Consider the following 13,201-nt stretch of genomic DNA (forward strand, 5'->3'; position numbering starts at 1 on the left):
AATGGGATTTTTGCTGAGATTATTTTCGAAGAATACTCTTTTTGTCTTCTTTATATTCCTGCAAATTATTGCTCTGGTTTTGATATTCTCTAGAAATGCAATGCAGAGATCCTGGGTGGCAGGCCAAACGGCTGCGTTCAATTCCTGGGTGTCCGGATATATTGATGAAGGAGTTTCTTATCTGAAGTTAAAACAGATCAATGATGATCTTGTAGTTCAGAACAAGGCCCTTATGGCTGAACTTTACGGAAAAGACGGATCTAAGAATCCTGTTTTCAAAAGAGTTCATGATACCATAGGCGGAGGGCAGATCTATACTTTTGTAGATGGTGAAATCGTCTTCAACAGTATCAACCGAAGAAATAATTATTTCACAATCAACCGTGGCCGTAGAGATGGAGTCTTTCCTCAAATGGGAGTGATGGCGCCAAGAGGTATTGCGGGGATTGTTATAAACTCTACAGACAGTTATGCATTGGTTCAGTCAGTCTTAAGTGTAAATAAGATCAGAATTAATGCCGCACTGAAAAATTCAGGATACTTTGGTACTTTAACATGGAATGGAGATAACTCCAGGGTAATGCATCTTGCGGATATTCCAAAATATGTCGCATTAAAAGTTGGAGACACCGTTGTGACAGACGGGAAATCTGCAATTTTCCCTAAAGGACTAACGATTGGTACTATCGCAGGTTATTCTGTAGACAATAAAACCGGCTTTTGGGATATCACCGTTGAGCTGAGTGAAAAAATGGGAGCGTTGAATAAAGTGTATGTAGTAAAGAATCTTAAGAAAGCAGAAGTGCAGAAGATTCAGGATACTATGCAGGCTGTAATAAAAAAGGAAAATGATTAGCAGAACTTTATTTACAGATATATTGATCATGATTTTTCTTGTTGCATTACAGATATTTGTATTGAACAGGATTACGCTTTTCGGGAAATATACTCCGGTATTATATCCTGTATTTGTCATGTTCTATCCTTTTTTCAGGAATAAATTTCAGTTTCTGGCATTGAGCTTTTTAATAGGACTGTCTATTGACGGTTTTCTTTATTCATGGGGGATTAATGCATTTGCTACAACGTTGATTGCTTATTTCAGAACGTTGATTTTCAGAACCTCCACAGACACATCTACGGACTTTTTCTCTTTTCAGTCCCTTCAATGGGCGCAGTTTTTGCTGTTTTTATTTTCAAGTATCTTTCTGCATCAGCTTTTAGTACAGTATATCGAGTTCTTTAAGTTTAGCAGATTTTTTGAAATATTATTTAATGTGTTGGTAACAAGTGTAATTTCCTTTATATTTATCGTTGTTTACGCATTAATATTTAAAATCAAACAAAAAGTTTGAACACACGTTATTTAAAAATCTTTTCCATTCTTGTTGCTATCGCCATTATTTTTGTGGCGAGGCTTGCATATTTACAGTTGTTTACCGACCGTTATGCGCTGAACGCAGCCAATACATCCATTAAAACAGAATACGTTATTCCGCAGCGAGGGGTAATTTTTGACAGAAATGGAAAGATCATGGTAGGGAATCAGCCGGCATATGAAGTTTCTTTTACGCAGGCTTTAATGAAGTCAGACTTTGATACTCTTGGGTTCTGTAGCCTGATGAAAATCAGTAAGCCCGATTTTATTAACAGGATTAATCTGATTAAAAAAGAAAAATACTACTCTAAACTGACCCCGATGACCTTTCTGAAGGATCTGAGCAGGGAGGATATTGCAAGAGTTCAGGAGATTATTTTTAAATATCCGGCCTTTACCATTGTGCAAAGACCACAGCGTCAATATGAAGTGTCCACATCAGGAAACCTTCTGGGATATACCAGTGAAGTAAACGAAAGAGAGATTAAAAAAGATTCTACTTATTACTTACCGGGGGATTTTATCGGAAAAACAGGGGTTGAAAAATCTTACGAAAAAGAACTTCGAGGAATAAAAGGAATAAAATATATCCAAAAAGATATAAGACTGCGAAATATTGGTTCTTATAAAAACGGTTCTCTGGATAGAGATGTTATTACCGGTAAAGATATTACATTAACTATTGATTATGACCTTCAGAGAACGGCTGAAGAAATGCTGGTGAATAAACACGGAGCAATTGTTGCAATCGATCCTAATAATGGGGAAGTATTAGTTGCTGCTACCGGACCGGACATTGATCCTAACCTTTTCACCGGACCTAATAAATCAAAAAATTTATACGCTTTATCTAAAGATACACTTTACGAAAATAAACCTACATTCGATAGATCATTACAGGCGGGGTATCCTCCGGGATCTACTTTTAAACTATTGACTGCTTTGGCCGCAATGCAGATGGGAGTAATGGATGAAAATACAATTTTCCCTTGTGGTGGTGGATTTTTCTATAAAGGTAAGAGAATTAAAGGCCACGGGGGAGCCGAGCCGTTGATTCCTTCTATTCAGGTTTCCAGTAACTGCTTTTTTACCTATGCATTTATTGCAATCATCAAAAAATATCCTGGAAATCCTTCAAAAGGTGTTGATGAATGGAAAAAAATCATGAGCAGCTTTGGAGTAGGTGAGTTTTTAAATAATGATTTTGCCGTAGGAGCAAAAGGAAGAATCCCTTCCGGAGATTTCTATGAGAAAAGATTTAAAGCCATCATGAAAGCGAGCGGCTCTAAGAGAACTGATTTTAAAAACTGGGATGAGATGTCAACTGGGGCTATTTACAACGGGATGGGGCAGGGAGATGTTCTGGTAACTCCTATTCAGTTAGCTAACTATGTTTCTGCTATTGCCAACAAAGGGTGGTATTATACTCCGCATATTGTAAAAGCAATTGACGGTAAAGCCAATCCTGATCCGAGATTTAAAGTAAAACATAAAACCCTTGTAGATCCCAAGCATTTTGAACCTGTTTTAAAGGGAATGGAGGCTGTGGTCTTAAGAGGAACCGCGAGAAGTCTGAAATCAAATGATTTCACTCAGCTGGCCAAAACAGGTACAGCTCAGGTTCCGCAAGGAAAAGATAACTCTATTTTTGTACTGATTGCTCCTGCTGATAAACCTAAAATTGTGGTGGTTGCAGTCATGGAACACGCCGGATTCGGGGCAACCTGGGCAGGTCCAGCTTGTACTGTGATCGCTGAAAAATATATTACCGGTGATCTTAAGAGAGAAAATCTCTATAAAAAAATGATCGGTGCCAGTTTTATGCCTGAATATAAAAGGCAGTGGATAGCAGATCTTAAACGTAAAGGCTGGTATATAGACCCTAAACCTGACTCCATCAGACGAAAAAGAATAAAAGATAGTCTGGAATTTGTAAAGCAGCAAAAAGCCGTGCTGCAAAAGAATATAGGAGAGGAAACGAAAAATAATAACCCTGCTAAAAAACCTGTGAAGTAATGAAATGGACTGAAGGAATAGATAAACTGGGCCTTGGGCTGTATTTCCTGCTTTGCATCTTTGCTATTGCAAATATTTACAGTGTGGATCAGAAGCTGGGTGAAAAGCAATTGATGTTTTTCTGTATTTCTTTGTTCGTAGGACTTATGATATTCTTTAGCCGAAGCAAGTTCTTTGAGAATATGGCGGGTATCATCTACATTGGGGGAGTTCTTTTACTGATTGGACTTTTTCCCTTTGGAAAGGAGATTCTGGGCCAGAAGAACTGGTATAAATTCGGAAGTTTTACCATGCAGCCTGTAGAGTTTGCAAAAATAGGAACAGCACTGATGCTGGCCAATTATGTTTCCGGGCCTGATTTTAATCTGAAAAACAGGAAATCTCTGTGGACTACTTTAGCTATTATAGGTATTCCGGCAGCAGTAGTTCTGGCAATTCCGGATGTGGGTTCCATGCTTGTATTTATCGCGTTTTTCATCGCTTTATATAGAGAGGGATTGAGTGGTCTTTTGTTTGGAATAGGATTTATTTTTGCAGGAGTCTTTTTAGTTGCGCTGGCTGTACCTCCGGTATATGTTGCTGTAGCTGTTTTGGTGATTGCCGGTGTTCTTATTGCCATGAATTATCATAGAATGTCCTGGGACGTCATCTCTATATCAGGAATTGCAGGATCTATTCTTTTATTATGCGGACTTGCATTTGGATCTCCCTATATCTTAGAAAAGCTTCCAAAGCACCAGAGAGAGAGAGTTGAAGTTCTTTATAAAGGAGAAAAAGCATTTAGAGATACCTCTGGTTATAACTTGCTCTATTCAAAAACAGCCATCGGATCAGGTGGGCTTTTGGGGAAAGGATATCGTGAAGGATCCGTTACTCAGGGGAAATTTGTTCCGGAGCAGGAAACCGATTATATTTTCTGTACTGTAGGAGAGGAGTGGGGATTCTTAGGAAGTGCTATTCTGATTTTATGTTACATGGTTTATATTGGCCGTATTTACTATCTGGCAGAAAAGCAGAAGTCTACCTTTAACCGCGTATTTGGATATTGTTTTGCCTCTATTTTGCTGATGCACTTTTCAATCAATTTAGGGATGGTTATGGGGCTTTTCCCAACAGTAGGTATTCCTTTGCCATACTTTAGTTATGGAGGAAGTTCTTTGCTGGCATTCTCTATGATGACTTTTATCTTCTTTAAACTTAATTATTCAGACAAGAATAGTTTGGTATAAGCTTAAAGATTATTCCCTGAAGTTAATATTTAACCGCTTATTTTATTCAACAATGTTTATAGCCCGTGAAATCTGCGGGAGAATTACTGTTATCAAATATCATCTTTATGAAAGAAGCTTATATTGTAGATCAAAATTTTGAAAACATAGATTTTTCACAGCTGGAAAAAGGAGAGTACGAAAACTGCACGTTCAGAAACTGTAATTTTGAATATGTAGATCTGTCGGGCTTTAGTTTTACAGACTGCGAGTTTATAGGATGTAACCTCAGCATGGCAAAGCTTATGAAAACAGCCTTTCGTGATGTGGTGTTCAGAGAATGTAAAATGTTCGGACTTCAGTTTAATGATTGCAACGGATTTGGATTATCTTTTAAATTTGAAGATAGCGCTTTGAACAATTCTGTATTCTATCAAACTTCAATAAAGAAAACGGTTTTCAAAAATTCTAAGCTGATAGAGGTTGATTTTACTGAGGCTGATCTGTCAAATGCTGTCTTTGGTAACTGTGACCTGTCAGGTGCCGTTTTCGACAATACAAACCTGGAAAAAGCGGATTTCAGGACTTCGTTCCACTATTCAATAGATCCTTCTTTAAACAGGCTTAGAAAGGCTAAATTCTCGCTTTCTGAAATCTATGGCTTACTGTACAAGCTGGATATTGAAATTGATAAGAGTTAGAAGTCAAAAGTTTAATATATAAAAAAGAAAATTGATACTGTTTATCATTAATAGGAGCGGGCTTTAGATCCGCTTTCTCTTTAAGGATATATTCCGTTGGCTTACCAAAAACATATTAAAACAATACCAATAAAAAAGCCATCAGTATTCTGATGGCTTCATTATTTAAATCAATTATTTATAAAACTAAAAATTTGCTGGTGTAGCTGGAGTAATAGCCGCTAAGTTATTATAAGATTCTCCTTCTTCATTGATTACTCTTTTTGCGAATCTGAACTTAGGTCCCCAGTAAGAATCATTCAGAGAAGATATCATTACTCCTTTGGATGTTGCTGCGTGGATAAACTTGATCTCACCTTCTTCACTAACACTTTCTACAATACCTACGTGAGAAATTCTTCTTCCATGAGAAAAGAAGATTAAATCTCCTTTCTGAAGGTCTCCTTTTTCAATTTTTTCACCTTCCTGAGCCTGAGATGCTGCTACTCTTGGTAAGCTAAGACCTGCTGCCGCTCCGAATACAGAAAGAACAAAAGCTGAACAATCTATACCGTTTCTTGTAGTTCCTCCATATCTGTAAGGAGTTCCAAGGTATGTTTCAGCTTCAGTAAGGATACCGTCAATGGTTTTATTATGTTTGATTGCTTTTGCAATCTCAGAATTCTTAATTGTTTTTTTAGCATTAGCTATAGATGCTGCCTTTTCAGCTAGAAATGAATCTATCAATTTCTGCTTATCCTGCTCTATTTTTTTGTTATCTATAGAAGCTAGTTTGGCATCTGTTTTGTATTCTTTTGTGTAAGTTGCTGGTTTTGAAACTACATAATTAGTAGCACACGATTGCAATGAGACTGTAGTAACTATAGCGACTAAATAAGACAAAACTCTTTTCTTCATATATATTTGATTAACCGTGTTAAAAAGGGATATTTATTTTCAAAAGCATTACAAAAGTAGAGATTCCGAGCAAAAGACTCCTCTTATGATAATTATCAGGATCTTATTTTAACACTATTTAACATATTGTTTACATATGTTAAAGAAAAATAAACCGCAACCGCCTATTTTTGGCGAGTATGCGGTTTTTTTTATTAAGATTCTTTAACAAACAATATCGATTTTCTTCTATAAATCGGATTCTTTGATTTAAAACTCTAATTTTCAAGGCTGTTAATAAATCAAAAAAATTCCCCGGAAAACCGAGGAATTTAAACTAATATGGAACTGTACAGCTGTTATTTGGTAAACAACATTTCTCTGTATTTTGTCATAGGCCAAAGCTCATCGTCTACCATCATTTCTAGTGCATCAGATGCGTCACGAATAGGGTCAAATAAAGGTTTTACTTTGTTACAGTATTCTTCTGCCTGTTTTTGGCTGTCTGAAACATCTTTTGCAGCTTCTCTGGCTTTAAGAAGGGCTTCAACTCCAAGTTTGATTTTAGAGACATTTTCGGAAATGTCTGTAATCAAACTCATTTGTTCTTTTGCCAATGGCTTGAAGTCTTTGTCTCCAAAAATTTCTTTAAGACCTTTTACGTTTTCAATTAATCTGTTCTGATAATTTAAAGCAGAAGGAATAATGTGGTTTCTTGCGATATCACTCAATACTCTAGCTTCAATATCGATTACTGTAGAGTATTTCTCCAGTTTGATTTCGTTTCTTGCCTCAACTTCTCTGTGGTTGAAAATTCCCATCTCCTCATATAGATCTAAGAATTTTTTGTCCATTTCCTGCTTAAGAGCTTCAGGAGTTGTTTTAAGGTTGTTTAACCCTCTTTTTTCAGCTTCTTTTGCCCAGTCATCAGAGTATCCGTCACCTTCGAACATGATGCTCTTGGATTGCTTGATGTATTCTCTTAATACGTTGAAGATGGCTTCGTCTTTCTTCAGACCTCCTTCTATAAGGCTGTCCACTTCTTTTTTGAAGTCGTTAAGCTGCTTTGCTGCAATAGTATTCATTACCGTCATAGACTCTGCACAGTTAGCAGAAGAACCTACGGCTCTGATTTCAAATTTATTTCCTGTAAATGCAAATGGAGAAGTTCTGTTTCGGTCTGTATTGTCTAACAGGATTTCAGGAATTTTTCCAACTACATTTAATTTTAATTCTGTTTTTTCTTCCGGAGATAATTTTCCGCTTGTTACTTTTTCAAGTTCTTCCAAAACACTGAACAATTGGCTTCCGATAAATACGGAGATAATTGCAGGAGGAGCTTCGTTCGCTCCAAGTCTGTGGTCATTGCTTGCAGAAGCAATACTTGCTCTCAGAAGATCCGCATACTCATGAACCGCCTTTATTGCGTTAACGAAGAATGTTAAGAACTGTAAGTTTTTCTTTGGATTTTTTCCTGGACTTAATAAGTTTTCTCCAGTGTCTGTAGCTAAAGACCAGTTGTTGTGTTTTCCGCTTCCGTTTACTCCTGCGAAAGGTTTTTCATGGAATAGAATGTGGAAGTGGTGCTTGTGGGCTACCCTTGCCATGATGTCCATCAATAAAGAGTTGTGGTCTACAGCGACGTTTACCTCTTCAAACATTGGCGCTAGTTCAAATTGGTTTGGAGCTACTTCATTATGTCTTGTTGTTGCAGGAATACCAAGTTTCATACATTCAATTTCCAGCTCCTTCATGAAGTTCATTACCCTCGTAGGAATAGAACCGAAATAGTGGTCATCCAGCTGCTGTCCTTTTGCAGGAGAATGCCCTAATAACGTTTTACCTGTTAAAACAAGGTCCGGACGTGATTGGTATAGTGCCGAATCTACAAGGAAATATTCCTGCTCCCAACCCAAAGTAGGAGTTACTTTCGTTACATTTTTGTCAAAATACTGCATTACATTCGTTGCAGCTTCATCCACAGCGTTCAAAGCTCTTAAAAGTGGCGCTTTATAATCTAAAGTTTCTCCTGTGTAAGAAATAAAGATAGAAGGAATACATAATGTAGTTCCCATGATAAATGCCGGAGATGTAGGATCCCAGGCTGTATAACCTCTTGCTTCAAAAGTATTTCTGATCCCTCCGTTTGGGAAAGAAGATGCATCAGGCTCCTGCTGAATCAGCATGCTTCCACTGAATCTTTCGATTGCTCTGCCTCCTTCAATAGGGGTAAAGAAAGAATCGTGCTTTTCCGCTGTAGTACCTGTCAAAGGCTGAAACCAGTGCGTGTAGTGAGTTGCTCCTTTGCTCATTGCCCAGTCTTTCATCGCTACTGCTACCTGATCTGCAATATGCCTCTGGATTTTAGTGCCTTTTTTAATGGCATCCATAATAGAACCGAATGCTTCTTTTGTTAAATACTCTCTCATCGTTTCTTCAGAGAAAACATTTTTACAGAAGAGTTCTGATAATTTTGCAGGGATTTCAACAGAATTATCTTTTCTGAAATCCTTAAACGGAAGTGTTTCTAATGCTTTGAATCTTAAGGTTGACATATTTGGGTGATTTTTTACAGGGCAAATTTACAAAAAAAATGAATCAAAAATAATTTAACCCTAAAAAAATAAGGGGTGTTGTTTAATTTTAACTAAAATTTAAACAATGGTTTTGTTTTTTAACAGGGGGTGTTAACATTTAGAATATAACGTTTCAGATTTTAGAATGGACAACGTTTACTAAGGGGAGCTTTAGTCTCAACCTTTAAAAATTTATGCCAGTATAAATATAACATTAAAATATAAATATTCATTTCCTGTTAAAATAGATAAGAAGACCAGTATATTATCAAAATAAAGCGGCTTATCTATGGGTTTTAAACAACTTATTAAAAGATAGTTAAAATAAGTTGAGAGGAGATTTTGTATATTTGTGTGAAATTTATTTTATGACAAATTCTAGAGCAAGAGAAACCACCGAGGCTATCGAAAGACTATACATCTCTATGAGACACTTATTTTATAGAGGATTTTTCAAGCCAGGAGGGGTTTCAGGAGAAAGTATAAGAAGTTTGTTGAAAACCATCAATCCGGAAATTTATGGGACCATGAATATTCCGAACAAATTGGAGCTTGACGGCTTGATGTATGTTTTGGACAGACTTCCGGAAGGGATTGAGGAGTGTGCTTTTATTCATCTTACATCTGATGAAGGTTTTGATAAAGGAAGTTTCGAACCCATTGTTCCTAAGAAAAGAAGAAGAAACTGTTATAGAATTGATGAACACCAGATGAATATTGAGGTTCTTTTGGGCCGTTCCGAAATTTATGACATTCTTACCCACCTTACATTCCTATTTATAGAAGCTGATAAAATTCGTAACCAGGCTTTCATTCGGGATGAAAACTGGAAGCCGACACGCGCCTTTAAAATTATTGAAGAGGTCGTGAAGGGTGAAAAGAAATACAGCAGAAAAGAAAAAGAGGTTGCTCTTATTCATCTTTCATCTTTAATAGGAAGAACTTTTGAAGAAACTTTAAGAGCTTATAACACTTTTGGAGATGATGACAATCCGGACCGATTATTTAAAATCATCTATAACTTAGGAAAAGTAAGTCTTGAAGATGCTAAAGAAACCACAGAAAGAGAAATTCATTTCAGTGCAATATTAAAGGAAAGAGTAGGACACCATTACTTTGGAGAAAAGTGGGCGGATAAGGTAAAGGAGGTTTTATTTGAAAACAATCTTCATATGCGTCCGCTGCATATTATCTCTGCCAATATGCACTCTGTTAAGAATATGCTTTATGCGAATGAGGCGCTTAAAAAGAAGCAGCATCATGAAGTAGACTACAAGTTGTATGAAGAGATTTCAAATAAAAAGGAACTTCGTGATAAAGTATCAAAATATGCTTTAGATGGAGGAATGATTCATATTGCTGATAAGAGTGGAAGTAATATTGATGTTCAGATCATTGATTTGAGCAAAACAGATTTGAAAAATACTCCTTTCAGCGATATTAAGTTTTCCGGAGATGATGTGGTAATGGTATTCGATTATGCATTCGGAGAGCAGGCTTTTGAAGTAATGGATGAATTACTAAAACCTTTTGAGCATAAGGGAGAAGTATATATGATGCATGTGAAATCTGTTTCCATTATGGGGAAAGCAGGAATTCTTACAGGAGAGAAAGGGGATATTATGATTCCTACCTCTCATATTTTTGAAGGAACAGCAGATAACTATCCTTTTGAAAATGCATTGAAACTTGATGATTTTAAAGATGATGAATTAAAAGCTTTTGAAGGCCCGATGATCACAGTTTTAGGAACTTCGCTTCAAAACAGAGATATTCTTTCTTATTTTATGAATACTTCATGGAGGGCTATTGGTCTTGAAATGGAAGGGGCACATTATCAGAAGGCTATTCAGGTTGCTTCTAAAATCAGACATCACATTTCACCGGATCTCTTTGTATGCTATGCGTATTATGCTTCTGATAATCCTTTGGAAACAGGAAGTACATTATCTTCAGGAGGGTTAGGTCTTACGGGAGTAAAACCAACTTATCTGATCACTTTAAGAATCCTTGAAAAGATCTTAAGAAGCGGAAAGAAAGAAGCTTCTTCTAAAAAATAATTGTAATCTTAAATGATAATACCAGCCTCAAATGTGTTTTGCATTTGAGGCTTTTTTCTAGTCGCAAATACTATTTTTCACAGGTTAGCAAAGCAAGCCGGTACTTTATGATAAATCACAATCTGCAAGAATTTAAAATAAGGTAATTGTCAGATTATATTAGTCTTTTAACAAATTGAATTACCATTCATCTAAAACCATATTAAACAGAATAAAACCTCCGGATAACTCCTGTTTTGAGGGTGTTATTTAAAATACCTACCTTTAAAAAAAAATAAATTTTAAATGAGAAAATCGGCTGCAATCATTTTTGCGTTTATCATTTCACAATTTCAAGCTCAGCAAGGAGCTTATTATCAGCAGGCTGCAAAGTACAAGATGGATATTGATGTCAATGCTGAAAAATTTACCTATCAGGGAAAACAGACCTTGGAATATACCAACAATTCACCGGATGAGCTGAATGTGGTTTATTTTCATCTGTACTGGAATGCTTTTAAGCCTGGTTCTATGATGGATCAGAGAGTAGCTTCCCAGGGTAAAAACGGTGACTCAAGGTTGCAGAAAGATGGAATTTCAAGGCTGGCCTCTATTCCGAAAGATCAGGAAGGTGTTCAAAATATTCACTGGATCAAGCAAAATGGTAAAGACCTGAAATTTGAAGTTCAGGAAACCATTATGAAGGTCTATCTGGCAGAGCCGATCAAGCCTAATACTACAACAGTCTTTACAATGGATTGGGATTCGGTGATTCCTCAACAGATCAGAAGAAGCGGAAGAAACAACAGAGAAGGCGTAGATATGACCATGACGCAATGGTATCCAAAGATTGCAGAGTACGATTATGACGGCTGGGCAACATTTGATTATATGGGAAGAGAGTTCCATGCACCGTTCTCAGATTTTGATGTTACAATTAAAATTAATAAAGACTACGTTATCGGGGCAGGAGGTATTCTGGAGAACCCTGCAGATGTGAAGGGGTATGATGCAAATGCTAAAATAAAAGCAGAAAAAGATAAAAAAGTAAGCTGGAGGTGGACTGCTAAGAATATTCTAGACTTCGCATGGAGTGCAGACAGAGATTATTCAGTAGAGAGCTTTAACGTTCCGGAAGGTCCAAAAGTTTATTTAGTTTATCAGAAAAATGATAAAACGAAAGCATGGGGTGAAGCACAGCCTTACCTTACAAAATATTTCCAGATCATGAATTCCCATTTCGGAAAATATGTATATCCAAGCTATGCATTCATCCAGGGAGGCGATGGTGGAATGGAGTACGGGATGTGTACGATGATTCTGGGTGAAGCTAAAAGTATTAAAGACCTGATGGGCTTAATGGCTCACGAAGGATCTCACTCTTGGTATCAGCAGATGCTGGCTACCAATGAGTCTGTAAGACCATGGATGGACGAAGGATTTACAAGTTATGCAGAAGGCTATACTATGTATCAGCTGTTCCCTGAACAATTGCCTAATCCTTTTGTGGAAAGACTGGATGCGTACAGAAAATTTGTTAAAAAAGGGATTGAAGAACCTGCAGTATGGCTGGGAGATCATCATGACAACGGAACGGCGTATACCTATGCTTCTTATGTGAAAGGCGAGCTTTATCTGGTAGAACTAGCTTACATTATGGGAGAGCAAAATCTTGCTGAAACTTTAAAGCAATATTATGATCAGTGGAGCATGAAGCATCCTTCAGACAGGGATTTCCTTCATATTGCACAAAAAGTTTCCGGAATGGATCTGAAGTGGTTTCACAATTATTGGATCAATACAACGAAAACCATTGATTATGGAATTAAGGATGTAAAGTATGAAGCAAAATCTACTACCATTACCTTAGTTAATAACGGTCAGGTTCCTATGCCGATAGACTTTAGTGTGATGACAAAAGATAAGAAGGTGGTTACTTATCAGATTCCGTTGAATATGACACACACCTGGAAAGAAAAAGATGCGTATGGTGAGTTCAAAACAATGCCTTACTGGCCATGGACTCAGAAACAGTATACCATTACGGTTCCTTACACAAAATCGCAATTATCTGTGCTGGGAATAGACTTTAGCCAGAGACTTGCTGATGTAAATATGGAAGACAACTTTGTAGAAGTGAAATAACGTATAACAACATATAAAAATAAATCCCGCAGATGATTCCGCGGGATTTGTTGTTTCAAGAATATTTCCATTCACTTGGCCATTCCGGCACAAGTCTAATGATGGATTTTCCTACATCATTTTCTAAAATTGCACCTGATTAAAAAGTTTAAATAATTTGTATTGATTTATTGAGGTGAGATTAATAGAAATAAAGCTCGTCTGGTTCCGTGCAATGTTGTTTTGAATAAGGAAGAAATATAAAGGGCTTTTCTATGATTTT

At 36.8% G+C, this 13,201-nt stretch carries 9 protein-coding genes; 7 read left to right on the forward strand and 2 right to left on the reverse strand.

All coding sequences use genetic code 11. The annotated features are described in order from the left end of the window. Position 1 precedes the first annotated feature (1 nt). The 5 genes from mreC (at position 2) to LF887_RS00495 (ending at position 5,303) form a co-directional block, all read left to right on the forward strand. Complete coding sequence (gene mreC / locus LF887_RS00475; RefSeq protein WP_236856878.1) at positions 2–856, forward strand: rod shape-determining protein MreC; 855 nt, start codon at positions 2–4, stop codon at positions 854–856. Continuing rightward, the gene (locus LF887_RS00480; RefSeq protein ID WP_236856879.1) at positions 849–1,355 is read left to right on the forward strand and encodes a rod shape-determining protein MreD; all 507 of its coding nucleotides are present in this window, start codon (positions 849–851) and stop codon (positions 1,353–1,355) included. The genes mreC and LF887_RS00480 overlap by 8 nt, the downstream gene beginning before the upstream one ends. Beyond that, positions 1,352–3,394 carry a peptidoglycan D,D-transpeptidase FtsI family protein gene (locus LF887_RS00485; protein WP_236856880.1) on the forward strand — a complete coding sequence of 681 codons (2,043 nt, stop codon included), beginning with the start codon at positions 1,352–1,354 and terminating at the stop codon, positions 3,392–3,394. Before LF887_RS00480 ends, LF887_RS00485 begins: the two co-directional genes overlap by 4 nt. Then, positions 3,394–4,623: a rod shape-determining protein RodA gene (gene rodA / locus LF887_RS00490; RefSeq protein WP_236856881.1), complete on the forward strand. Its 1,230-nt coding sequence runs from the start codon at positions 3,394–3,396 to the stop codon at positions 4,621–4,623. The genes LF887_RS00485 and rodA overlap by 1 nt, the downstream gene beginning before the upstream one ends. Positions 4,624–4,730: 107 nt before the next feature. Beyond that, complete coding sequence (locus LF887_RS00495) at positions 4,731–5,303, forward strand: pentapeptide repeat-containing protein (protein WP_236856882.1); 573 nt, start codon at positions 4,731–4,733, stop codon at positions 5,301–5,303. Between the two features lie 186 nt (positions 5,304–5,489). On the opposite strand, the gene LF887_RS00500 is transcribed toward LF887_RS00495, so the two are convergent. Both LF887_RS00500 and LF887_RS00505 read right to left on the reverse strand, forming a co-directional pair. Then, a complete protein-coding gene (locus LF887_RS00500) occupies positions 5,490–6,200 on the reverse strand; it encodes a C40 family peptidase (protein ID WP_236856883.1) in 711 nt (236 codons plus the stop codon). Positions 6,201–6,538: 338 nt separating this feature from the next. After that, positions 6,539–8,734 (reverse strand): glutamine synthetase III, encoded by a 2,196-nt coding sequence (locus LF887_RS00505; protein WP_236856884.1) that lies wholly within the window; start codon positions 8,732–8,734, stop codon positions 6,539–6,541. Positions 8,735–9,123: 389 nt separating this feature from the next. Between LF887_RS00505 and LF887_RS00510 the strand changes: the two genes are divergently transcribed. After that, on the forward strand, positions 9,124–10,815 hold the full coding sequence (locus LF887_RS00510; RefSeq protein ID WP_236856885.1) for a DUF6909 family protein: 1,692 nt from the start codon (positions 9,124–9,126) through the stop codon (positions 10,813–10,815). Between the two features lie 285 nt (positions 10,816–11,100). Beyond that, positions 11,101–12,939 (forward strand): M1 family metallopeptidase, encoded by a 1,839-nt coding sequence (locus LF887_RS00515; protein WP_236856886.1) that lies wholly within the window; start codon positions 11,101–11,103, stop codon positions 12,937–12,939. The last annotated feature ends 262 nt before the right edge of the window (positions 12,940–13,201 follow it).

This window comes from Chryseobacterium sp. MEBOG06 (genome assembly GCF_021869765.1).
Classification (GTDB): Bacteria; Bacteroidota; Bacteroidia; order Flavobacteriales; family Weeksellaceae; genus Chryseobacterium.